At 49.4% G+C, this 24,403-nt stretch carries 19 protein-coding genes and 1 pseudogene; 11 read left to right on the top strand and 9 right to left on the bottom strand.

Going from position 1 to position 24,403, the window contains the following annotated elements:
• Positions 1-221 precede the first annotated feature (221 nt).
• Both P4D80_RS05880 and P4D80_RS05875 read right to left on the bottom strand, forming a co-directional pair.
• Positions 222-338, bottom strand: coding sequence for a photosystem II protein Y (locus P4D80_RS05880; protein WP_421658012.1), 117 nt, complete (start codon positions 336-338; stop codon positions 222-224).
• Positions 339-462: 124 nt separating this feature from the next.
• A complete protein-coding gene (locus tag P4D80_RS05875; RefSeq protein ID WP_421658010.1) occupies positions 463-996 on the bottom strand; it encodes a gamma carbonic anhydrase family protein in 534 nt (177 codons plus the stop codon).
• A gap of 115 nt (positions 997-1,111) precedes the next feature.
• Here P4D80_RS05875 and P4D80_RS05870 point away from each other — a divergent pair, with 115 nt between their 5' ends.
• The 4 genes from P4D80_RS05870 (at position 1,112) to P4D80_RS05855 (ending at position 7,312) form a co-directional block, all read left to right on the top strand.
• Positions 1,112-1,621, top strand: coding sequence for a TIGR02652 family protein (locus P4D80_RS05870; protein WP_421658009.1), 510 nt, complete (start codon positions 1,112-1,114; stop codon positions 1,619-1,621).
• A 1,375-nt stretch (positions 1,622-2,996) separates the two neighbouring features.
• Positions 2,997-3,833 carry a peptidoglycan-binding protein gene (locus P4D80_RS05865; RefSeq protein ID WP_421658008.1) on the top strand — a complete coding sequence of 279 codons (837 nt, stop codon included), beginning with the start codon at positions 2,997-2,999 and terminating at the stop codon, positions 3,831-3,833.
• A 268-nt stretch (positions 3,834-4,101) separates the two neighbouring features.
• Positions 4,102-5,016, top strand: coding sequence for a peptidoglycan-binding protein (locus P4D80_RS05860; protein WP_421658007.1), 915 nt, complete (start codon positions 4,102-4,104; stop codon positions 5,014-5,016).
• 280 nt (positions 5,017-5,296) lie between these two features.
• A complete protein-coding gene (locus P4D80_RS05855) occupies positions 5,297-7,312 on the top strand; it encodes an NAD-binding protein (protein WP_421658006.1) in 2,016 nt (671 codons plus the stop codon).
• 325 nt (positions 7,313-7,637) lie between these two features.
• Here P4D80_RS05855 and ureC read toward each other — a convergent pair.
• Both ureC and P4D80_RS05845 read right to left on the bottom strand, forming a co-directional pair.
• Positions 7,638-9,355: pseudogene (ureC, locus tag P4D80_RS05850) on the bottom strand (urease subunit alpha).
• A 187-nt stretch (positions 9,356-9,542) separates the two neighbouring features.
• Complete coding sequence (locus P4D80_RS05845; RefSeq protein WP_421658005.1) at positions 9,543-9,794, bottom strand: hypothetical protein; 252 nt, start codon at positions 9,792-9,794, stop codon at positions 9,543-9,545.
• A gap of 442 nt (positions 9,795-10,236) precedes the next feature.
• Between P4D80_RS05845 and P4D80_RS05840 the strand changes: the two genes are divergently transcribed.
• The 3 genes from P4D80_RS05840 to P4D80_RS05830 all read left to right on the top strand — a co-directional run bounded on the left by P4D80_RS05840 (position 10,237) and on the right by P4D80_RS05830 (position 13,940).
• On the top strand, positions 10,237-11,406 hold the full coding sequence (locus P4D80_RS05840; RefSeq protein ID WP_421658003.1) for a pyridoxal phosphate-dependent aminotransferase: 1,170 nt from the start codon (positions 10,237-10,239) through the stop codon (positions 11,404-11,406).
• Positions 11,407-11,675: 269 nt separating this feature from the next.
• Positions 11,676-12,293: a TetR/AcrR family transcriptional regulator gene (locus P4D80_RS05835; protein WP_421658002.1), complete on the top strand. Its 618-nt coding sequence runs from the start codon at positions 11,676-11,678 to the stop codon at positions 12,291-12,293.
• Between the two features lie 270 nt (positions 12,294-12,563).
• Positions 12,564-13,940, top strand: coding sequence for an aminopeptidase P family protein (locus P4D80_RS05830; protein WP_421658001.1), 1,377 nt, complete (start codon positions 12,564-12,566; stop codon positions 13,938-13,940).
• Positions 13,941-14,247: 307 nt separating this feature from the next.
• Here P4D80_RS05830 and uraD read toward each other — a convergent pair whose 3' ends face one another.
• The gene (gene uraD, locus P4D80_RS05825; protein WP_421658000.1) at positions 14,248-14,754 is read right to left on the bottom strand and encodes a 2-oxo-4-hydroxy-4-carboxy-5-ureidoimidazoline decarboxylase; all 507 of its coding nucleotides are present in this window, start codon (positions 14,752-14,754) and stop codon (positions 14,248-14,250) included.
• A gap of 87 nt (positions 14,755-14,841) precedes the next feature.
• On the opposite strand from uraD, the gene P4D80_RS05820 reads away from it, so the two are divergent.
• Positions 14,842-15,021 (top strand): hypothetical protein, encoded by a 180-nt coding sequence (locus P4D80_RS05820; protein WP_421657998.1) that lies wholly within the window; start codon positions 14,842-14,844, stop codon positions 15,019-15,021.
• On the opposite strand, the gene uraH is transcribed toward P4D80_RS05820, so the two are convergent.
• Both uraH and hpxO read right to left on the bottom strand, forming a co-directional pair.
• Entirely contained in the window at positions 15,018-15,380 is a 363-nt protein-coding gene (gene uraH, locus P4D80_RS05815) for a hydroxyisourate hydrolase (protein WP_421657997.1), read from the bottom strand. The genes P4D80_RS05820 and uraH overlap by 4 nt on opposite strands.
• Positions 15,381-15,403: 23 nt before the next feature.
• A complete protein-coding gene (gene hpxO, locus P4D80_RS05810; RefSeq protein WP_421657996.1) occupies positions 15,404-16,564 on the bottom strand; it encodes an FAD-dependent urate hydroxylase HpxO in 1,161 nt (386 codons plus the stop codon).
• Positions 16,565-17,143: 579 nt separating this feature from the next.
• On the opposite strand from hpxO, the gene rfbC reads away from it, so the two are divergent.
• From rfbC to rfbB, 3 genes are all read left to right on the top strand, one after another.
• On the top strand, positions 17,144-17,689 hold the full coding sequence (rfbC, locus tag P4D80_RS05805; protein WP_421657995.1) for a dTDP-4-dehydrorhamnose 3,5-epimerase: 546 nt from the start codon (positions 17,144-17,146) through the stop codon (positions 17,687-17,689).
• 26 nt (positions 17,690-17,715) lie between these two features.
• The gene (locus P4D80_RS05800) at positions 17,716-18,789 is read left to right on the top strand and encodes a glucose-1-phosphate thymidylyltransferase (protein ID WP_421657994.1); all 1,074 of its coding nucleotides are present in this window, start codon (positions 17,716-17,718) and stop codon (positions 18,787-18,789) included.
• 99 nt (positions 18,790-18,888) lie between these two features.
• The gene (gene rfbB, locus P4D80_RS05795; RefSeq protein ID WP_421659491.1) at positions 18,889-20,028 is read left to right on the top strand and encodes a dTDP-glucose 4,6-dehydratase; all 1,140 of its coding nucleotides are present in this window, start codon (positions 18,889-18,891) and stop codon (positions 20,026-20,028) included.
• A 280-nt stretch (positions 20,029-20,308) separates the two neighbouring features.
• On the opposite strand, the gene P4D80_RS05790 is transcribed toward rfbB, so the two are convergent.
• Both P4D80_RS05790 and P4D80_RS05785 read right to left on the bottom strand, forming a co-directional pair.
• Positions 20,309-23,230, bottom strand: a complete 2,922-nt coding sequence (locus tag P4D80_RS05790) for a PAS domain S-box protein (protein ID WP_421657992.1) — start codon at positions 23,228-23,230, stop codon at positions 20,309-20,311.
• Entirely contained in the window at positions 23,230-24,396 is a 1,167-nt protein-coding gene (locus tag P4D80_RS05785; protein ID WP_421657991.1) for a hybrid sensor histidine kinase/response regulator, read from the bottom strand. Before P4D80_RS05785 ends, P4D80_RS05790 begins: the two co-directional genes overlap by 1 nt.
• Positions 24,397-24,403: the final 7 nt, after the last annotated feature.

Here is a 24,403-nt window from a genome sequence, read left to right as displayed (position 1 = left end):
TAAATTAGCATTAATTACTGATATGGCGATAGTCATTATGGTTAGGACGGGGTGCAGGGGTGGAACCCCTGACTTGGCCCCCCGCACTCCCTTAAAGCCAATATAAGGAACCTGGTGACAGCTGTAAAAAGCAATGGAAATCAGCAAAAATTAAGCCGGTTACCCTCAAATTATGAGAAGCAACCGACCAGAGCTAAAGTAGAGATAGAGCAGGTTCAAAACTAGCTCTTAGAGAGAAAATCTTGACCTTGCTTAAGAGCTTGCTGACCAATATTTCTGGCAACCCAACCAAGTGCGAGTGCCAAAGGAAGCAGAACAATAAGCAAACGCCAATCCATAGTCTTAACCTCTCCCTTCAATTGATAAAGATTTTTGAATCGCTCTCATATTTATGTTTTATCGCAAGTGGGCAAGTTTTCATAGTCCCCTATGAAGGGTGGTTAAAAGTTGGGACTTCTTCATCTATCTAAACCCCAAATCCGTACCTTTCCCGGCATGAACCAAAGCTAACTTTTTGTAACGTTCAGCGTGGTCAATCAGTTCAGTGGCTTCTTCATCAGAAATTTGACGCAGGACTTTAGCGGGAATGCCAACTACAAGCGATCGCACCGGAACATGCTTTGTAACTACGGCTCCGGCACCGATGATGCTGCCTGCCCCCACACGCACCCCATCCAGTACCACCGCCCCGATCCCAATCAAACACCCCTGCTCAACATAAGCGCTGTGAACGACTGCCCGATGTCCTACTGTTACGTGATCTTCAAGAATGGTAGGTTTACCAGGGTCGCCATGAAGAATAGCCCCATCCTGAATATTAGTGCATTCACCGATTTCAATTCTCTCAACATCGCCGCGGACTACCGCCCCATACCAGATACTCACCCCACTAGCTACCTTTACCCTGCCAATGACAGTTGCATTAGAAGCAACAAATGCAGCTTGGGAAAGATCGGGACGGGACAGAAAGGATGAATTGTCACTAAAATCATTCACAGCGCTGTCCGAATAAGGGGGAATTGAACGTAGAATTGCTTAGATGGTAAGCAATCTCCCTAGTTATAATAGACCCACTGGCACTGATACATAGAGAACAGGCAAATTGCCCTCGATGACCAACCCCGGCTTGCAATATCCAATCTTCGGTCCGGAGATTCAGTGCCCTCACTGCCGCCAAACCATTCCGGCACTGACCCTCACGGATACCTATTTGTGTCAGCGGCATGGAGCCTTTGAAGCAAACCCCAAAACAGGGGAATTGATTCATCTCCAATCTGGTCGGCATTGGCGACAGTGGGAAGGGGAGTGGTATCGTCAGCATACCCATCCCGATGGCATTCGGTTTGAAATCCATGAAGCGCTTGATCGGCTATATACTCAAGGCTATCGGGCGACACGCGTCATTATTGCTCAACGCTACAAAGATTTGATCAGTACCTATTTAGAGCGCAGTACTCCCTGGCGGGGGCAGGCTGAACCACCGCGACCTCGGCTTTATGGGTTGCCGGTAGAGTTTAGCCCTACTCCAGAAGAAGAACCTTGCTGGGAAGTGATTAATTTTGACTTGGAAAAGGAACCGGGAGCACCTGTACGCTACCCCTACTTCCGCTTGTTCGAGTAAATCTAAAAGTTCTGAATTCTTGGTAAAGGGGCGCCGTAAAAGGCAATGACGCTTCAGAAGTGTGCCTTGGTTCGCAGAGATGTTCTACGGAGTGTCTATATAAGTGTCTATATAGCGGTAGTTATTGTGGTTAGGACAGGTTGCAGAGGTGGAACCCCTGGCTGGGGGCACTGTCCTCACACCCCCTTAAAACCAATGTCCTAATGCATTTGTGTATACCTATACAAACGGTCAAGCCAAGGTCTGACACATCGTCTGAAAGGTTTTTCCTACATCAGCCTATTTTGTCTGATTGTAAGCCTGAAAAATTTTGTTCCATTTCTATAAATTTGTGCTTACATTGTTCAAGGTTCCCAGGAGGATTGGTGGCTTGAAATGTAGGCAATAAAGAGGCAAGAGTAGGGAAGTTAGTTTGTGTCTAGCCTATCTGTCTCTTTTATATGCTTTTCTTAGATGGCTGCTTTTTGGGAAAGTTGTTGTTGATCGGAGGGGCTTTCTAAGATCCTTTTGTTTTGGCTCCTGTTTTTCTCTATGGCTAGATTGCGATCGCAACCTCTTCCATAGTTTGTTTTCATTTCCCTTACTCGCGCACCTGCTAACGCTTTCATGGCAAATGCTAGAAATGATAGTAAGGTGCGTATTTTCCTGTTTTTAATTGGAATTAACCTGATGGTTCGTTCAGTTGATTGGAGCCTGATAGAGTGTCAACTCATGTAAAGTAAACGATTCCTCCATTCCAAACCCTGCAATAGACGGAGGGGTTTCTAACGGCAGATCCTTCACTAGAAGTTTTAAGGATCAGCAGTTTTTGAGTTTTGAGGAATGAAAGTTTCTCACCTGAGTTCAGACTACATCAGGTTTTCAACCAAAGCAAACTGATGGCATGGTTTTTAGCTGCTAGCTGAGAAAATTAGAAGAGCCTCATTTAAATCTAGGTTATAAATCTGGGTTAGAAGGTGAGCCAACTCAAGAAAAAAATTTCATTTTGGGCGATTGCTATTACAATGGAAAACCAGCGATCGACAACAACCTCCGATTTTGTGATAATTGTTTTACAGGTGATCTCAAAGAACTGTTGACATGTTAGTGTTAAGAATGATTTTTTCATTTCTATAGACTTCTTTGGTTCATTTTGAGATTTGGGTTGTGCTGTAGGTAAGGCGAGGCTATCAGTTTTCAGGATATTTTTGCCCTGCTATTCACGGCAACTCTTAATGATGTAATTTCTTCTGAACCAGTCTTGAAGAAATGGAAAATGATTAGCTACCCACGCCAAATTTGCAGTGCTCTTAAGGAAAGTGATCACGACCAGATTTGTTTTGGTTGTGTTCTGTCGTAAGAGTGAGTAAATGAGGAGTAAACAAGTGAGGAAACTATGGAATCGCTAGCCTTTATTCACACGGCTGTTAGTTACGAAGACACCAACCCCGATCCGGAGTTGAAAGTCTTTGAAAATGTAGACCTGAGTGTTTCTGGTTCTGCACTGATGGGCTTGGCGGGTGCTGCGGTTGCGGTATCTGTTCTTGGCGGTGCTCCCGGCAAAGCAACAGCAGCAACGGCACCCATTGGCCCTGGCAGCACTGGAAACGAAGTTCAGGCAATTCAAAAAGCCCTCGGCATTGAAGCCGATGGTTCCTACGGGATCAAAACCCAAACGGCTGTTATTGACTTTCAGATCCGCCAGGGACTGAAAGAAATTGATGGCGTTGTCGGCAAAGAAACTGCAAAAGCACTGGGTTTAGATGAGCAGTATCGCCCTATTGGTTTCGTAGAAACGTGCAGTGGCTGTGGATTAAACATCCGCAGTGGCCCAGGGCTTGGCTATCAAATCATCGGCGGCGCTCCCGATGGCGCTTTCCTGCACCAGGACTACGAAACCGTCGTCTACAACGATGGTTATGCCTGGACACCGCTTTGCGATGATTGCGGCGGTTGGGTCGCTTCTGACTACACCACGGAAGACTACTACCCCGTTTCCTACGGTGAATGTGGGTATGACTACGGCTGTGGAGACTACTACCCCGTTTCCTACGGTGGATGTGGATATGACTACGGCTGTGGAGACTACTACCCCGTTTCCTACGGTGGATGTGGATATGACTACGGCTGTGGAGACTACTACCCCGTTTCCTACGGTGGATGTGGATATGACTACGGCTGTGGAGACTACTACCCCGTTTCCTACGGTGGATGTGGTTGCGGCTGCTACTAGAACATACCAACTTAGTAGGTTTGTATCAAAAATTAATAACTTTGGTACGGAACCTAGTACATGTGGGATAAGCGGTGCTATACTGCCGTTTATCCCACTTTTCTGTCGCTATAACTGTTGCCAGGCCGCTTAAAGTACTGACTTTAAGGGAGTGTAAGGGCTTCGCCTTCAGCCAAGGTTGAACTCCTGTATCCCATCCTAAGCCTGGTAGCCATAGCTCTAAGTTTCTGTTGTTAAGTTGGTTCAGGATGAAGCGAGGGAAATCATTATGGAATCATTGGCATTTGTTCATGCGGCTGTTCGATACGAAGATCCGAGTCCTGATCCTGAACTGACAGCCTTCGAAAATATCGAGCTAAATATTTCTAGCTCTACTCTAGTGGGCTTGGCAGGATTTACTGTTGCCGTGTCTATTTTGGGTGGGGTACCCAGTAAAGCGATCGCAGCAACAACCCCTGTTGGCCCCGGTAGTGTTGGTGCAGAGGTTGAGGCCATTCAAACTGCACTGGGTATTGAAGCGGATGGCCAGTACGGCCCTAAAACCGAAGCAGCCGTAACTGATTTTCAGATTCGCCAGGGACTGAAAGAAATTGATGGCGTTGTTGGCAAAGAAACTGCAAAAGCACTGGGTTTAGATGAGCAGTATCGCCCTATTGGTTTTGTAGAAACGTGCAGTGGCTGTGGATTAAACATCCGCAGTGGCCCAGGGCTTGGCTATCAAATCATCGGCGGCGCTCCCGATGGCGCTTTCCTGCACCAGGACTACGAAACCGTCGTCTACAACGATGGTTATGCCTGGACACCGCTTTGCGATGATTGTGGCGGTTGGGTCGCTTCTGACTACACAACTCAAGATTACTATCCCGTTTCCTACACGGAAGATTACTATCCCGTTTCCCACGGTGGTGGTTGCTACGAACCGGCCTACGGTGGGGGTTGTGGTGGCGGCTATTACCTGGAAGGAAGCTACTATCCTGTCTCCTATGGGAATGGTGGCTATGTACAAACCAACTATCGCGTTGGGTTGAATGTTCGCTCTGGTCCAGGGCTGGGTTTTGCCATAGTTGGAGGAGCTAATGAAGGATCCTTTGTTCCTACAACGGGGGGTGTTGTTTACCAGGATGGATATGCTTGGCAGCAAGCCGATTGCGGGGGCTGGGTTGCAACGGATTATCTCTATTAAACTGTTCTGACAGGAGAGAATTTTCAGCCAGAAGCCAGAAGGTCGCTATTCTGCCTTCTGGCTTCTTGTATTCACCATTACTTAACGTCTTTAAAGCATCATTGACTTAATCACCTTTATTGGATGGTAATCATGCTTTCCTGGGAATTTGGCGATAATCGAAGCTTATCACCAAAACAAAATCAATATTCCCAGGGGGTTGTTGGGGTTAAAAGAGTAGTTTACGCCACTCTTTTACCGGCAAGCTGGGAGAACCATCAGTGCAGTGAGGCTTTGAGGAATGGAAGAGGAAGGCGGGATCAGCGTAACTTCTTTCCTGGTCTGCGGGTTAGGTAGCCTGGGGCAATATTGTGTACTGCTGCTGAAAGAGTTTGGGGTGACGATCAATGCGATTGACGCGATCGCCCCTCCCCATTGGGAAGTTCCAGATCTGCCCAATTGGCTAAACGAGTTGGTGATCGGGGACTGTCGCCAACCCAAAATTTTGGAACAGGCAAACATTCATCAGTGTCGGGCTATTTTGCTTGTTACCAGCGATGAGCGGGTTAACATTGCAGCAGCTTTTGCGGCGCGATCGCTCAATCCCAATATTCGTCTGATCATTCGTTCGGCCCAGGAAAACCTGAATGAACTGTTAAGCCGGCAGTTGGGTAACTTTGCCGCCTACGAAGCAACTCAACTGCCTGCTTCTGCCTTTGCTTTAGCCGCCCTGGGTGATTCAACCCAGGGCTTTTTTCGGCTAGAGGGCTGTTTGCTGCGAGTGGTGAAAGAACAAATTTCAGCGGGGCACCGCTGGTGCGATCGCCGCCAGCTTTACGAACTGAACACCTCTACCCGGCGAGTCCTGAGCTACACTAAACATCGGCTATCGCCAGTAGATGCTTTTTATCAGTGGGAACCTGACGCTAGGTTGAGAGCCAAAGATATTATTACCTATATTGAAATTGACGAACGGCTAACGAATCTTGCGATCGCCCAGGGAGATGGTGCCCGATTTCGCTGGCAAGACTTTATTCACAACCTGACCTGGAAACCCCTGAAACATAAGCTAAATCAGTTTTGGCAGAACAGTAACCAGACTCGACGAGTCGGCATTCTTTCCTGCATTGTAATGTTGAGTCTATTTTTGGGTGGTGCAATACTATTCAAAATGCATTACTCGGACATTAATCTACATGAAGCATTCAATATTTCACTGATCCTGATTCTAGGTGGATTTGACGAATTGTTTGGAGGGCGGCAAATGCCCTTTCAGATTTCCTGGTGGCTTTATTTGTTCAGTATCAGCATGACCGTGGCTGGTACCATTTTCATTGGTATTCTCTATGCAATTTTGACTGAGCGAGTTTTGGCAGCACGGTTTCAGTTTCTAAAACGTCGCCCTCCGGTGCCAAAGGCGGGGCATATAGTCCTGATTGGCTTGGGGCGAGTGGGGCGCCGCGTCGCAGACCTGTTGCTGGAATTGAAACATCCCCTGGTAGGTGTGAGTGCCACAGCAGTGGAATCGGAGGTACCGGCAGAAATTCCTCTGGTCACTGGGGAAATTAAAGACTCTCTGACAAAAGTCAACTTGGCAAAGGCAAAAAGCATTGTGGTGTTGACGGATGACGAGGTTGCTAATCTGGAGATTGGGCTGATGGCAAGGGCAGCAAACCCCTCCTGCAATCTGGTTTTGCGAACGGTAGATCAACGATTTGCTGAAAGCATTGCGCGGTTGCTGCCCGATACCCGTGTTTTAGGTGCTTATGCCTTGGCGGCAGAAGCATTTGTTGGGGCGGCGTTTGGTGAGAGTATCCTGAACTTGTTTCGCCTCAACGATCGCACAACCCTTGTTACAGAATACAGCATTGATGCGGGTGATACGTTAGAGGGACGGCTATTGGCTGAAATTGCTTATGGTTATGGGGTTGTACCGATTCTGCATCAGCGAAGCGGCTACGACTCTGCCCGTTTGATGCCGCTCGATGATATTCGTCTGCATGTGGGCGATCGCCTGGTTGTTCTGGCAACTATTGAAGGATTGCGCCGGATTGAACAGGGGATGGCGTTAGAACGCAATTGGCTGCTGCGGGTCGAAAAGGCAATGTCTCAGGAGGCTGCTTTTGAAGGAGCAAGTGTGATTGCCCGTATCTCTGGTTGTGATATCAGCCTTGCCCGCACCTTGATGAACCAGCTTCCAAGTACCCTGAATATGCCCCTCTATAAACATCAGGCACTCCGACTGGTGCGAGAACTCAGCAAAGTTCAGGTTTCGTCTCACTTACAGCTAGTTTCAAATGCAGAAACCACTCTTTAGCCCCTAGTGGGTCACCAAAGGAACTTTGCCTGGTTATCTAAACGCAGAAAAATTAATTTACGGGATTTTGAAGGGTTATAAACCCTTCAAGATCTACTTGGCAGACTACTCGTGTTGCAAACACTAAATTTTGCAACATGGGGGGTTTGAAGGCTTCGCCCCCAAGCAGGGGTGGAACCCCTGCATCCCCAACAAAACTTTCGTTTTGCTGTATAGCTCTACGCAGGTGCGTTAGGACGTTGGAATTAGAGAGGGAGTGGGGGCGAAGCCCCCACTCCCCCCTTTACCAATTAATGATGACTACCTACTTACTGCTTACAAAGAATTAGAACAGGAAGTATCGTTGTGCCATTGGAAGTACAGTTGCAGGTTCGCAGGTGAGCAGTTGCCCATCAGCGCGGACTTCGTAGGTTTCGGGGTCCACTTCCATGTGGGGGGGTAGCGTCGTTGAGCTTCATGTCTTTCTTAGTCAGTTTGCGAATGCCAGAGACAGCAACCGCTGATCGCTGTAAGCCGATTTGTTCAGGGATTCCTTTGTCCAGGGCAGTTTTAGAGACAAAGGTAAGGGAAGTGGCAGCGATCGCTCCGCCAAAGCTGGCAAACATGGGACGCATGTGAACGGGTTGGGGAGTTGGGATACTGGCATTGGCATCGCCCATCTGAGCCCAGGCAATCATGCCACCTTTAATCACCAGTTCCGGTTTGACCCCAAATAAGGATGGTTTCCAGAGGCAAAGATCGGCCAGTTTGCCCGCTTCTACAGAACCGACATAGTTAGCAATGCCGTGGGTGATGGCTGGATTGATCGTGTATTTAGCAATGTAGCGTTTGGCGCGGAAGTTATCGTTACGGTCAGAGTCCTCTGATAAATGATAAAGCTCCTCGCTGCCCCTTCATTTTGTGAGCCGTTTGCCAAGTGCGGATGATGACTTCTCCAATTCGCCCCATCGCCTGGGAATCAGACGAGATCATGCTGAAGGCTCCCAGGTCGTGCAGAATGTCTTCAGCGGCGATCGTTTCACGCCGGATACGGGATTCCGCGAAGGCAACGTCTTCTGCAATGCCGGGATCCAGGTGATGGCAAACCATCAGCATATCCAGATGTTCGTCCAGAGTGTTGACCGTGTAGGGTCGGGTTGGGTTTGTGGAGGACGGCAGTACGTTCATCTCACCGCAAACTTTGATAATGTCAGGTGCGTGCCCCCCGCCTGCCCCCTCAGTGTGATAGGTGTGAATGCAACGGTTTTTGAAAGCAGCAATGGAGTCTTCGACAAATCCGGCTTCGTTGAGGGTGTCAGTGTGAATGGCAACCTGGACATCATACTCATCGGCAACGCTGAGACAGGTGTCGATCGCCGCTGGGGTGGTTCCCCAGTCTTCGTGCAGTTTCAAACCGATTGTTCCGGCTTCAATCTGTTCTCTTAAGCCTTCCGGTTTAGCGCTGTTTCCCTTACCCAAAAAACCCAGGTTCATGGGAAAGGCATCTGCCGCTTGCAGCATCCGGTAAATGTTCCAGGGACCGGGAGTACAGGTGGTGGCGTTTGTTCCAGCGGCTGGTCCGGTGCCACCGCCAATCATGGTGGTAATTCCGGCGGCGATCGCCACCTCAATCTGCTGCGGACAAATGAAGTGGATGTGGGTATCAATCCCGCCTGCTGTCAGAATCATCCCTTCGCCCGCGATCGCCTCGGTGCCGGGACCAATGATGATATTCACATGGTCCTGAATGTGAGGATTGCCAGCTTTGCCAATCGCGTGGATTTTGCCGTCTTTGATTCCCACATCGGCTTTGACAATCCCCCACCAATCGAGAATCAGCGCATTAGTAATGACTGCATCCACCGCTCCATCTGCATTGGTAATGGGCGACTGTCCCATCCCTTCCCGAATTACCTTACCGCCGCCAAACTTCACCTCGTCACCGTAGGTGGTGTAGTCCTGCTCGACTTCGATCAGCAAATCCGTATCAGCAAGACGGATGCGATCGCCCACCGTGGGACCAAAGGTCTCAGCATAGGCGCGGCGGTTCATGCGGTAACTCATGGCTCTCCTCACAGACGTTCAAACGATCTAAAAATAATCCATAACAACCCATTTAAATGTTCTGAGTTTACACTCACGGTTTGTTTTAACACCAACTACCCATGCGACTCGTCGCACCCTGAAGGTTGAAAAGGGAAAGGATTGTCGGCTGTTAGATCCCCGATTTCTGAATCAGGGGCAGCAACTCCTATCTCTCACGTTCACTTTCATATTGAAAAGGTAGCGCAACTCTACCGTGAAAACTATGATATCGTTTAGAAAAATGCTCCAAATATGGACTAGCTAAAGTTGTTCGACGTTTGACCATACCAAGTTCAATTTGACGATACAAAGTTGCCGCATCTATACCAAAAACTCTTTTGAAATCAGCAATAAGTTCAGGTAAACCTTCTTGCTCCATCTCGCATTCAGGGGGAATTTTTTCAAAAAAAACTTTCATGACGATGAGCAACAACCAGTTCCCATTCCTTTCGATTCATTCCTTCTGCGCTTCTAATTGATTCTGCTGTATCTATTTCACATAAAACGATCGAATTTAAGAGCTTAGCTGGATTGTTGTTAATTCCTCTAGCTTTATAATCCCAATCGAGGTCACAATCTTGTGTAACAATGATTGCATATGGATGAATGATGGGTATAAAAGGTAGCTCGTGAAGCTCCTTCTGTATTTCAATCCTCCTTACTGCAATTGTGATTTAAACTTTACTACCTCATGCAATAACTGAAGCGGTACAACAATTTCATACCCAGATTCTTCATACCCAGATTCAACAATGCCAGTAACGTCTTGAATAGTTGACAAACTTCGAAAAACAATGCTGGGTCTTCGCTCCTGGGGTATCCTGAACTAGTGGCAAAACAGACTTAAAAAAGGATTGGCGATGAAACTGGCAGCGCGTGTTGGACAGGTCACCCCCTCATTAACCCTGGCCGTCGATACCAAAGCAAAAGCCATGAAGGCCGAGGGCATTAACGTCTGTAGCTTCAGCGTGGGTGAGCCTGACTTTCCAACCCCGACCCATATTGTGGAAGCCGCCCAGAAAGCTCTGGCAGATGGCAAAACTAAATATGGTCCCGCCGCAGGAGAGCCAAAACTGCGGGAAGCGATCGCCCAAAAACTCCAGAAAGAAAATCTACTCTGCTACGGGGCAGAAAATGTCATTGTCACCAATGGCGGTAAACATTCCCTGTTCAACCTGTTTCTGGCAACGATTGAGCCAGGAGATGAGGTGATTATCCCTGCCCCTTACTGGGTCAGTTATCCAGAAATGGTGAAACTGGCAGAAGGAACCCCCGTGATTGTCGAAACCACTGCCGAAGGTGGATTCAAAATCACTCCGGAACAGTTGCGCCAGGCCATTACACCCCAAACACGACTCTTTGTCCTCAACTCCCCTTCCAATCCAACCGGGATGGTTTACACGCCAGATGAGATCAAAGCCCTGGCAGAGGTTGTAGTTGAAAATGACATTTACGTTGTATCCGATGAGATTTACGAAAAGCTGCTCTACGACGGAGCCGAACATTTCAGTATTGGGGCAGCCAGCCCAGAAGCCTACGATCGCACCATTGTCAGTAGTGGTTTTGCCAAAGCCTACTCCATGACAGGCTGGCGAGTTGGCTTCCTGGCAGGTCCGGTAGATCTGATCCGGGCCTGCATCACGATTCAGGGACACAGCACCTCAAATGTCTGCACCTTTGCTCAGTACGGCGCGATCGCCGCCCTCGAAGGTTCTCAGACACCCGTAGAAGAAATGCGGCAGGCCTTTGCCCAACGGCGTCAATTCATGCTGGATGCACTCAACTCCATTCCGGGGTTGACCTGCCCCAGGCCAGACGGTGCTTTTTATCTCTTTCCCAGCATTGAGAAAACCGGGCTCACCTCCCTTGAATTCAGTGAGGCTTTACTGACAGAGTATCAAGTCGCCGTCGTTCCCGGTATTGCTTTCGGTGCCAATGACTGTATCCGCCTCTCCTACGCCACCGATATGGAAACCATTAAGATCGGAATGGAACGGTTAGATCAGTTTGTGCGATCGCGCATCTACTAACCCAGCAGCAGTAGTTGGTACCCAATTTCCATGCATCCATTTGCTTCCTCCATGGTTTGCCGATTTCTTGTGACCAGGCTCCAGCTTGGTAAGGCTCAGACGAGACGCTCCTGCTTCCAATTGAATCTGGGAAACCAGCGCTTCCTGAAATAAAATCTGTAATGATCTGTGTCGCTTGCGCTATTTTCGCTACCTTGCAATAGAAAATAGCGCTACACATAGGGTTGGATATTCCTAACTTTATCAGTCCCTAACTTTTAGAGAGAGCTATGCGAACCCATCCCCTGTCGCCTGCCGAGACTGAAACTCGGACTCGTATCCTGAAAGCAGCGTTGCGCCTGTTTGCCCGCAAAGGATACGACGGCACCACAACCCGCGACCTGGCGGATGCCGCAGAGGTGGCAGAAGGAACCCTGTTTCGTCATTTCCCGAATAAAAAGGCGATTTTAATCGAAGTTGCAACTCGGGGATGGGTTGAAATTTTGACCGACCTGCTGACAGAACTGAGCGAGATGGGCAGTTACAAGGCCGTAGCACAGGTGATGCGGCGACGTATGCTGCACCTGCATGAAAATGCCGACATGCTGCGTGTGTGCTTTATGGAAGCACAGTTTCATCCAGATTTGCGCGATCGCATCCAGTCTGAAGTGATTGCCAAAATGACCGATGTGGCCGAAGCCTTTTTTCAGACGGCGATGGATCAGGGGATTTATCGACGCATGGACCCCAGAATGGTGGCACGGGTGTTTCTGGGCATGTTCACGGTCGCCGGTTTTAGCCAGAGCACCATTATGGAACCCGGAAGCTCAGCTAAGGACATGCAGGAAATGGCGGAAGGAATTGCCGATATTTTCCTGAATGGAGTGCTGGCAAAGGATGAAAGATAGCGGAATCGCACTGAAATAATGATGGTGAACACTGCCCCCCTTCAGCTTTTTAAGATAAAACTAATTTGATTGTCATAGCTTTACGCGGGTGCATTAGGACATTGGAATTAGAACATTGGAATTAGAACATTGGAATTAGAGAGGGAGTGGGGGCTTCGCCCCCAGCCAGGGGTTCCACCCCTGCACCCCGTCCTCAGCCTGGTGGCTATCGCTATATAACTGACCATTTCTGAAACCTACCACTTACCCTCGTCTTCCCGTCTGATTGCAATGAAAACCGTTGGTAGAACCGAACCCATCGCAGATACGCTGAAGGCACGGCGTCAGCGGTTAGCAGAACTGGTAGACTTTCCAGTGATTCTCTGGTCAGGTGCCAGTAGCCCACGGAATTTTGCAGCAAATCATTTCCCATTTCGAGCCAGCAGTCACTTTCTCTACTTTGCTGGATTGCCTTTAGAAAACGCAGCGATTCGGTTAGAGTCAGGCAGGCTGGAACTGTTTATGGATGAGCCAGCTCCAGACACCGCCCTGTGGCATGGAGAGTCACCCAGCCGCCAGGCGATCGCGGAACAGATCGGGGCTGATAATGCCTACCCCACCGCTTACCTGAAGTCAATGGCCGATGGCGCGGGCACTATTCCCGTTCAGGATGCCGTCACTCGCTTGCTGCAATCCCGCTTTTTGAACCGGATGCTCTCGCCTTCCACCAATCTGAGTGGGATTGATCGGCAATTGGCTGAGGCGATCGCCTCCCTGCGGCTCAGTCATGATGCTGCTGCACTGGCAGAAATCTGTGAGGCTGTATCAGTCACTGTAGAAGCCCACCAGGCTGGGATGGCAGCCACTCGTAAAGCAAAAATAGAGTCCCAGGTACGGGCTGCCATTGAAGGGGTGATGATGGCTTACAATGCCACTCCTGCCTATTCCAGTATCGTTACGGTGCATGGCGAAGTGTTGCATAACGACCAGTACCACCATGCGATTCAACCGGGCGATCTGATTCTGGTAGATGCTGGAGCAGAAACCCAGTCTGGCTGGGCCTCCGATGTGACCCGCACCTGGGCGGCGACCGGTCGATTTTCCGCAACCCAACGAGCAATTTACGAAGTTGTGCTGGCAGCCCACGATGCTTGCATCGCGGCTATGCAACCCGGTGTGGAGTATCGGGATATTCATCTACTGGCGGCAACCGTAATTGCAGAAGGATTGATCGACCTTGGCATTTTGAACGGGCAACCACAGGATTTAGTGGATAGGGATGCCCATGCCCTGTTTTTTCCCCACGGTGTTGGGCACTTGCTGGGGCTGGATGTCCACGACATGGAGGATTTGGGTGATCTGGCAGGCTATGCTGCAGGCCGAGTCAGGAGCGATCGCTTCGGCTTAAACTACCTCCGCCTCGACCGTCCCCTGCAACCGGGTATGGTCGTCACCATTGAACCGGGCTTTTATCAAGTTCCCGCCATTTTGAATGACCCTGAACGGCGGGCAAAGTATTCCGATGCTGTGAATTGGGAACGACTCTCTGATTTTTCCGATGTCCGTGGGATTCGGATTGAAGACGACGTACTGGTAACCGAAACGGGAACTGAAGTGTTAACGGCTGCCCTACCGACGGAAATTGAAGCGATCGAAGCAATGGTCTAATATCCCTACTTCCCACTTCCCCACCCCTATTTTTCTCTTCTCACCCAGGCTGGTGAGCCAGGAATCACCCGGCAAGATAGCGCACACGGGGGAGTTAGTGCCGACTTTGCAATGGGTATCTTAAAAGCATACACATTCCTCAAGTACGAATGTTTCAACCCAGCAGGGGGCTGCTGGGTTCTTTTTTTATAGCGATAGCCACCAGGCCTAGGACGGGGTGTAGGGGTGGAACCCCTGGCTGGGGGCTTTTCGCCCCACATCCCCTTAAAGCCAATGTCCTAAGCAACCTGGCGACAGCTATAGCCATTCATTCGGAATCCGATATCAAATCGAGTAAGCGAAATCGTGCAATTTCGGCAATTTCGGCGATCGCTGTCTCCATTTCCACCTTCACCGGGTTCTGTAACCGATGCTCAAAAGCTTCTAGAATGCTGGCTTTTGTGTGATTTTTGACCGCCACAATGAAAGGAAACCCAAACTGGTCTTTGTAGGCTTGATTGAGGGCATGAAACCGTTCAAATTCCTCCAGAGTAAGCCTGTCTAACCCAACTCCAGCCTGCTCTTTAACGGAAGCCTCTGCCATTTTGGCCCTGCTGCCCAAATCGGGATGAGCCCGGATTAATGCCAGTTGTTCTTCCCGGCTCATAGAGCTAAGCACAACAACCATTTTTTGATGCAGGTCTGTGATATTGGCAAAGGGGCGGCTGTTCCAGGCTTGCTGGGCGATCGCAGGTGTATCTTCAAACACCGCTCCCACCGCCCCAACAAACTCCTCCTGGTTCATCTGGTTCAATTCAGCGATCAAGTAAGGCATGGGCAATTCGCTTCGTTTTCTTCACAAGGGTTTCTAACTCAACGGTAGTCAGCCGTCCCAGCGTTGCTGAATTTGGCTATGAAATAGGTGCTGTATGCTCGAAACTTCGTTTCGATTCATACTGCTTTTCAGCAACGCCGCATCTTGCGAATAGGGACAATTCCTTTCCCTAGTACAGCACGGCGGGAATACGGATACCATTCTGGCTCCCTCCTACTCTCCACTCCCCAACCCAATGGTTACTGGACTGATGCCATCGTCCACTAGCTTCCCCGGTAAGTGCTGTAAGACCAGGGCGAGGTGAGTAAGGGCACATGGTAGTGCGCATCTGGGTCAGCAATGCCAAACTGAATTGGGACCCGATTTAAGAACGGCGGATTGGAAATATGAACAGATTTTTGAGCAAAGTAATCACCCACAGAAAATACAAGTTCATAAACCCCCACTTTCAATTCTCCAGCACTCAATAAAGGAGTATCTGTACGCCCATCCGAATTAGTGGAGGTTGTCTTTAAGAGCATCTTTTGCCCGGTTTGCGGATCAACCGTCCATAACTCCACTGTCATACTGACGGCAGGGCACCCGTGGGCCGTATCGAGAACATGGGTTGTGAGTTTACCTGGCATAGGGCATTGGCATTATAAATGAGTTATCGCATGGGTCCTGCCAGAATGATCTTGGCGATCGCCCCTGTCACATCTGTAGGTTTCTCGCTTGCCAACTGGTCGTACCATTGTTGGGTTACATTCGGGTCTTTTCCATGAATCTGCTCAGCTCGTCGGCGAGCCTTCTCCACAACTGGATTAGCTCGTTCCATCCGCTCCCTTTCATAACGCTTGAGCGCATATTCGATGCCCAGATTTGTCGTCATCAAATAGTGGGTCAGCACCAGGGCATCCTCCAATGCCTGACATCCCCCCTGCCCCAGGTCAGGACAGGTCGTATGGGCGGCATCTCCCAACAACGCGATTCGACCTCTTACCATTCGAGACAGGGGACCCACACTATGGATCAGAACTCGGTTGGTCTTTTCAGGGTCAAGACGCTGGATCAGGGTTTGTACAGGGTCTGCCCAGCCTGTAAAAAAGACCGTTAAATCAGTGCGAATGTCCCCCGCTTGCTGGGCATCCTCCTTCGTCATGGGGACATCAAAGAAAAAGTAGAAGCGATCGCCCCCTACGGGCATTAGCGACACCCGCTTGTGTTCTCCCACGTAAATCATCCACATATCTTTGGGAGCTAGTTCCGGATCCACCGGAACCAACCCATTCCAGTTCACATAGCCAACATAGTCAGGCTCTACCTTCTCCTCTAACACATACTGGCGTAGAATTGAGCGCACTCCATCCGCCGCTACCAGCAAATCTCCCCTTGCCGTGTGCCCATTTTCAAAATAGGCCGTTACCCCCGTCGCATCTTGATGAACACCGACACACTTACACTCCAGCCGAACATCCTCCCCGTAAGCTTCCAATAGCATTTGTTGTAAATCGGCTCGTGCTACCGGGTAGGGGCGCTGCCCAACTTCTTCAATCAGAGGGGCTAAATCAATATCATTCAGTAATTCTCCTGTGTGGCGGCGGTATTGCATTCGGTTCATCAATCCACCAATTGCCGCCATTTTGCTACCCAATCCCAGACGATTGAGAACCTTCACCCCGTTAGACCAGAGAGAAATACCCGCCCCTCCCGGACGCAATTCCCTCACCCGGTCATAAATCTCGATTTCGTACCCCGCCTGCCGTAGCGCAATACCGGCTGTCAACCCTCCAATGCCCGAACCAACGATAATCACCTTCAAATTATTCACCGTCTTTCCCTACTAGCGACAATGAACTGCCTATGCCTTTGGACTCGCTCTCTGCTATGTGTAGCGATCTTCTTAAAATTTGAGCGGGGTGCAGAAGTGGAATCTCTGCGTGAGGACTTCGCTCCCCCCTTGTTCACAAACTATTTGTGAACGTTATATCATCCCATGCTCCGTTTCTCCGTAGCCTCTAATGCTGCAACCCTGGGCTTACCAGAATTACTGCATCAAAAGTTCATAAAAGTTGAACAAAATGGAATGCCTGCGATCGCTCAAACGGCTTGACGATACAAGCTCAAGCTTCACTCAATCTAAAGATTTGATTCCTCCATAACTTTATTTTTCCAGTAAAGCCCCGATAGATCCCGTGGAAATTTACAAACGAACGGGCTATAAAGGCTACAGCCCGATTTAGGTTTTCCAAGGGAATCTTTTGATGAGTTAATGAAATAGCTGCCACTCTTTGGAGCTTGGAGAAAGTTTGAACCTTGCCTAAGCTTTAAGGGGGTCTTGCCTTTTCTGAGCGATCCTTGATGAAGGAATCCAACAGTACCGGAAATTGGGCGTTTTGAGGAAACCGTGATGAATGTTTTGCCGACCAAGATTCCTGATGTTCTGATTATTGAACCCCGCGTTTTCGGTGACGACCGTGGTTTTTTCCTAGAGAGCTATAACGAGCGTGCTTTTGCTGACAAAGTTGGGATTACAAATCGCTTTGTTCAGGACAATCACTCCCGTTCCCGCCAAAATGTGCTGCGGGGGCTCCACTACCAAATTCAGCAACCGCAAGGGAAGCTTGTGCGGGCAGTTGTGGGAACCATATTTGATGTGGCCGTTGATATTCGCAAAAATTCACCGACCTTTGGGCAATGGGTCAGTTGTATTCTCAGTGCGGAGAACAAGAAGATGCTTTGGGTGCCGCCAGGATTTGCCCACGGATTTCTGGTGGTTTCAGAGGTGGCTGAAGTTCTCTACAAAACAACGGATTACTATGCCCCCCAACATGAGCGGTGTATTCTCTGGAGCGATCCTGACCTGGCGATTGATTGGGCCCTGACAGGAGAACCCGTCCTGTCAGCCAAAGATCAGGCAGGGCAGCTTTTTCGAGCGGCTGAAGTTTATTTCTAACCTGACTCTCTTACAGAAACGTCCCCATGAAAGCAATCATTCTCAGTGGCGGTAAGGGTACACGGCTACGCCCCCTCACCTATACCGGAGCCAAGCAGTTGGTTCCAGTTGCAAACAAACCCATCCTCTGGTACGGGATTGAAGCGATCGTTGCAGCCGGTATCACCGATATTGGCATTATCATCAGCCCCGAAACTGGAGAAGAGGTGAAACTGAAGACCGGCGATGGAGAGCGTTTTGGTGCCAATATCACTTACATTCTTCAAGAAAAGCCTGCAGGGCTTGCCCACGCCGTTAAGGTTGCCCGCCCTTTCCTTGGGGATGACCCGTTTGTTATGTACCTGGGCGACAACCTGATTCAAAGTGAATTGGGCTCGTTCTTGAATGATTTCAAGGAGCAGCATATGGATGCGCTGATCCTGCTTCGCCCGGTAGCGAACCCAACAGCCTTTGGGGTTGCCCAGGTCGATGCCCAGGGTCGAGTGCTCCATCTGGTTGAAAAGCCAAAGGTACCCCCTTCTAACCTGGCGCTGGTGGGAATTTATTTCTTTGCCAATACGATTCATGACGCGATCGACCGGATCCGACCCTCCGCACGTGGTGAACTGGAAATTACAGATGCCATTCAAGATTTGATTAATTACCAGAAGCAGGTAGAAGCTCGCCGCATTGAAGGTTGGTGGCTGGATACGGGTAAAAAAGATGACCTGCTGGAAGCCAACCAGATTATCCTGGACACCTGTTTACAGTCCGATATGGCTGGAGAAGTAGATGCTCAAAGCCAGATCTTTGGTCGGGTGAGGGTTGGCTCAGGTTCACGGTTGATTAATTGCACCGTCCGTGGTCCGGTCACGATTGGTAGAGATTGCCATCTGGAAAATTGCTTCATTGGTCCCTACAGCAGTATTGCAGATCAGGTCACCCTAGTGGATGTAGACCTGGAACACAGCGTCATTTTGCAGGGAGCAACGGTAACAGGGATTCACCAACGAATTGTAGACAGTGTGATTGGGCAGCGAGCCCGACTCAAGGCTGCTCCCCAGCGTCCTAAAGCTCTGCGCTTCATGATTGGTGATGATTCCCAAATTGAATTGACCTGATGCAGAAATGTTTCCATTGAGACGTTTTGATGGAATTTTGAATGATTCGGCTAAATCTCAACTTTGTCCTACTGGTGTGATTGTTTGGAGAGTGTAGCAATTGTGGAACAAACGCTTTTGACCAGGGAACCCCGCAGGATTTTGATTACAGGTGGAGCCGGGTTTATTGGTTCTAATTTTGTGCATTATTGGTGCGATCGCTATCCTGGCGATCGCGTTGTGGTGTTGGATGCCCTCACCTATGCAGGGAATCGCAATAACCTGACCAAACTGGAAGGACGGGCCAATTTACGCTTTGTGCAGGGAGACATTTGCGATCGCCCGCTGATCGATACGTTGTTGCAAGAGGAGGCGATCGACCTCATTGCCCATTTTGCAGCAGAATCCCATGTTGATCGTTCCATCCTCGGCCCGGAAGCCTTTATTCGTACAAATGTAGTAGGTACCTTCACTCTTCTAGAAGCTTTCCGCCAATACTGGAATCTGCACAATCAGCCTGCCCACTTCCGCTTCCACCACGTTTCTACCGATGAAGTCTATGGCAGTCTGAGTCCAGATGACCCTGCCTTTTCAGAAACCACACCCTACGCACCCAACAGCCCCTACTCGGCTTCAAAAGCGGGAAGCGATCACCTCGTGCGGGCCTATCATCACACCTACGGTCTACCCACCCTCATTACTAATTGCTCCAATAACTACGGGCCTTATCACTTCCCAGAAAAACTCATCCCATTGATGTGCATCAACATTCTCATGGGCAAGCCGCTACCTGTGTATGGGGATGGGCAGAACGTTCGAGACTGGCTCTATGTAGGCGATCACTGTAGTGCCTTGGATGCAGTGCTTCATCGGGGCAAACCCGGTGAAACCTACAATATTGGTGGTAACAATGAGGTCAAGAATATTGACCTGGTGCATAAGCTTTGTGACTTGATGGAAGAACTGGCCCCCGAGTTACCTGTGCGCCCTTGCCACAAACTCATCACCTTTGTCAAAGACCGTCCTGGTCACGATCGCCGTTACGCCATTAATGCGACCAAGCTCAAGACTGAAATCGGTTGGGCTCCTGCCGAAACCATTGAAAGTGGCTTACGAAAGACCGTGCAGTGGTATCTGAATCATCGGGAGTGGTGGCAGCCCCTCCTTTCGCCAGAATACCAGGCTTATTACAAGCAGGTTTACAGCAGCGTTTCCAATTCATCAGGACTTACGCCTTTTGCCAAAACCTCGGAGGTTTAAGCACCGAGGTGGGTTATGAAGTGCAATTTTAGGTAATACCAATTTAAACAATTTTGACGGTAGATGCCTGATGGAGGAAGCCAGGGGAGCCAGAAGCCAAGAATCAGAATAAATCTTATAGCTGCCGCCAGGTCGCTTAGGACATTGGTTTTAAGGGAGTGTGTGGGCTTCGCCCCCAGCCAGGGTTTCCACCCCTGCACCCCGTCCTAACCATAATGACTACCGCTATATGTCTTAGCAATCTGACAATAGCTACGTTACTCCTACGGGCTCCCTTAATTTAATCATCAATGAAAAAGGGCTCTGACTTGGAGTTGAGGGGCTGTGCCAGCGGAAGCGTAACAGTGAAGATTGTTCCTTTGCCCACTTCACTGGTGACAGCAATGTACCCTCCGTGCAAATCGAGGCAGCGTTTAACTGTAGCCAACCCCAACCCTGTCCCCTGAATTGTCCCCACATTTGAGCCTCTAAAGAACGTCTCAAACAGACGAGCCATTTCATGGGAGAGAATACCAATACCCTCATCCTGAACCTGCAAATCGACCCTATCGGAAGAATACGTCAGCTTAAGTTCAATCTTTCCACCTTCAGGCGAATATTTAACAGCATTGGAAATCAGATTGGTCAAAATTTGGCGCAACAGTTTTTGATCGATCCACACTTCCTGAACTGTTCCCTGGCTGGAAAAAGAAAGGAGATGCTTACTGCCTGTTCCGAGTTGAAAATCTGCCACCAGTTGCTGACAGATTGCTTCTAAGTCCAATGGTTTGGGGATGAAGTCGAGTTTTCCAGCTTCGGCTTTGCCAATCAGCAACACGTCTTCCAAAAGTTGGGTCATATGTTGAACCGCTTCGTAAATTTGCTGGAAACGTTCCTGCTTCTCATCCGGTGACCACTCATAGTACCGCAACAGGTCTGTGGCAGATTGAATCGTGGTGAGTGGTGTGCGGAACTCGTGGGAAATCATGGAGACAAAGCGAGACTTGAGTTCATTGAGTTCTTTCTCTTTCGCCAGTGCTTTGCGAATTTCCTCTTCTACTCGCGCTTGCTCGGCTTCTGCCTGTTTACGTTCGGTGATGTCGATACAGCAGCCAATGTAGCCTGCAAAACTGCCTTCGGGTGTAAACCGGGGCTTACCATTATCCAAAATCCAGCGATATACTCCATCGGCTCGTTTCAGGCGATATTCCATTTGAAATTCTCGGCGAGCAGAAAAAGCGGATTGTTGAACGCTTAGGTACTCTGGCAGATCATCACGGTGAATGTTTTCTGTCCAGCCACCGGCGCACTCCTGCTCATGGGTTCGACCTGTGAAGTTGAGCCAGCTTTGGTTGAAGAAATTACAAATCCCATCTGTTCCAGCCATCCACAGTAGTACAGGGGCACTGTTGGCCATACTGCGAAAGCGGGATTCACTTTCACGCAGCGCCGCTTCTATCTGCTTGCGCTCTCGAATTTCCTGGTTTAGTTGTTCAACGGTATTGACGAGTTCTGCCATGCGTTCTGCGACGCGTGATTCCAGTTTTGCATTCAGTTTTTGGAGGGCATTGATTGCTCGCTTTCGTTCTAATTCTGCGGCAGCACGAGCGGCAAAAACTCGTAGGATGCCTTCAAAGGATTTAGGGTCAGGTATTGGCCGATCATCAATGATACAGAGGCTACCAAGGGGATTTCCAGCGGCATCTAGCAGGGCAACGCCCAGGTAGCTTTCCGCTTCTAATGCAACGAGTTCTGGATTGTTAGGAAATGCCTGGCAGAGCTGGCTTGGACGGTAATACAAGCCCTGTTGCAGGGTTTTTTCGCAGGGAGTGGGACTGAAACGGAGGCTTTGATTGTTTTGGAGCTGGTTGTTTGACCAGAAGGCGAGGGTCTGGAATTGATTGTCTACCAATTCTGTGACGATCGCATAGCGCACTCCAAAAGCCTGGGCGATCAAACGAACAAGGGCAGGGAAAAAATCATCTCCTGTTGTGGAGGCAGTTCCTTCAACCAGATTTTGCAGCATCCGTTCAGCTTTTATCTGTTCGGTAATGTCCTGCCCAACTGACTGGTACTCTATAATTTCTCCCTGGTCATTAAAAATGGCCCGGTCTCTCCACCGATGCCAGCGAATTTCACCATTGGGTAATTTGACCCGATGTTCACTGATTATGAAGGGATTCTCAATGGAGAGGGATGCCAACTGCTGTTTGACAAAGTTACACTCTTCTTCGGGAATATGAGACAGGAAAGACGTGTTGAGGATTTCAGCGGGTTCGCTCTCCCAATAGCGGCAGTATGCCTGATTCACGAAAGTAAGGGTGGTGTCGGGTAGAAATCTCGTAATAAATTCCGTTTGATCTTCCACAATCGCCCGATAGCGAGCTTCACTTTTTTTGAGGGCGGCTTCTGCCTGTTTGCGATCGCTGATGTCCGTATATATGCCGATGTAACCAACGATTTGTCTGTTTTGATCGAGTTGGGGGACGGCTCTTTCAACGACCCAAACAATTTTTCCATCGCGGTGTTGAAATCGATATTCGGCATGAAGTGGACTGCCGGATTGAAGTGCTTGAGTTCTTTCTGCCAGGACGCGATCGCGATCGTCGGGGTGAAGTGCTTGACTCCATTGTTGATTCAGCAACTCTTGGGGGGATAAGCCAGTGATGGTGCTGACCAGGTCGTTGTAGTAGATGCCTTTGCCACTGGCATCAGTTCGATAGATACCTACGGGAGCGGCGGCAGCAAGGGCGGCATAGCAACGTTCACTGGCATGGGCCTGTTCCAGGGCCAAACGTTGCTGTTCCCGACTTTGCTCTAATTGTTGTAGCAGTGCCACCCGTTCTATAACGCTGTGAATGGCGCGGCAAAGAACTTCCGCTGTCACCTTGCCTTTGATGAGATAGTCTTGAGCGCCGCTCTTCATTGCTTGAACAGCAATCATTTCATCTCCATACCCGGTTAAGAAAATAACTGGCAAAAGGCTGCTACCAGTCTGGAGCTTCAACTGGTTCAGAAACTCCAATCCATCTGAGTCGGCCAGCATGAAATCAACCAGAATGGCATCAGGCATTGCCTGGCGGCACAAATCTAAAGCTTCTGATACCTGCGCAGCTTCGACGATGTAGTAGGTGTAGTGTTTATCTCCCTGTAAGAAGCGACGATAGATGACGCGATCATCAGCAGAGTCATCAATAATCAGGATGGTGCGACAATCGTCCATTAGCGTTTAATTGGAAGTTGAACAATAAAGTGAGCCCAACCGTTGGCACTATGTACATAAATGGAACCGTGCATCTGTTCCACAAATTTCTTGACCAGACTCAACCCTAGGCCAGTACCCCCCTGTTGCCAGCGATCGCTTTTAGGTACCCGGTAGAATCGCTCAAACAGATGGGGAATCGCATTGGCAGGGATTTCTGCCTCATTACTCAACATAAAGCAAAAGGCTGTTGATTCAATCGTTATTCTCTGCGCAGTAAAAATCTGACTAAGAGTGGTCGAGCCAAATTCAGCCTTCATGCTTGAGCTGTTTCCGGCAAATAATTTTAGACAAATTTTGCCACCTGGAGGGGTGTACTTACAGGCATTCGTAAATAGTTCAGTGATGATCCGCTCCAGGCCAAACTGATTTGCCCTGACGGGTGACAAGTCCGGGCAAATTTCTATCTGAACGATTTGCTGTCGCTGCTGGGCTCGCATTCGGATGGGTTCTACAATCCCTGGAACCCAGGTTCGCAGGTCAATTAATTCAGCTTCATCCTGCCAGGTTCGCGCCTCCAGGCGTTGCAAATCTAACAGGTTATCAATCAGCTCCACCTCATGATTGCAGGCGGCCTGCAAGACTTCCAGATAGGTCACATGACGCTTGGTGTCCTGGGTCGTTTGTAGCAGTTGGATGGCCATCTTCATGGTCATGAGCGGGCTCCGCAATTCGTGCGCAACCGTGCTAACAAAGTCATCCTTGAGCAGATTTGACTGCTGAATTTCTTCCAGTTTCTGTTTTAGCTCCATTACTGCGGACTGCTTGGTCAACCGGGTGCAAATGGCCTCCAGCAGCTCAGTGCGGGTAAAGGGTTTGGTCAAATAGTCATCGGCTCCTAAGTTCATTCCCCGCCGAAAGTCGCTCCGTTCGGATTTCGCAGACAGAAAGATGAACGGAATGGTGCTGGTGGTTGGGGTTTGCTGTAAAACTTCCAGTACCCCAAATCCGTCTAGCTGGGGCATCGTGATATCACAGATGATGAGATCGGGAATGTGTTCCTGCGCTAGCTGAACACCGATCTGCCCATCTTCTGCTAAGATTACTTGAAACCCTTCTGCTTTCAGCATTGCCACGATGTTTATTCGAACTGGCTGCTCGTCTTCAATTACTAAGATTTTGGGCATGGTGAGA

Source organism: Leptothermofonsia sp. ETS-13, from assembly GCF_049200465.1.
GTDB lineage: Bacteria > Cyanobacteriota > Cyanobacteriia > Leptolyngbyales > Leptolyngbyaceae > Leptothermofonsia.
Note: the sequence above shows the minus strand (reverse complement) of the source record. Positions and strands in the feature narration are given on the sequence as shown.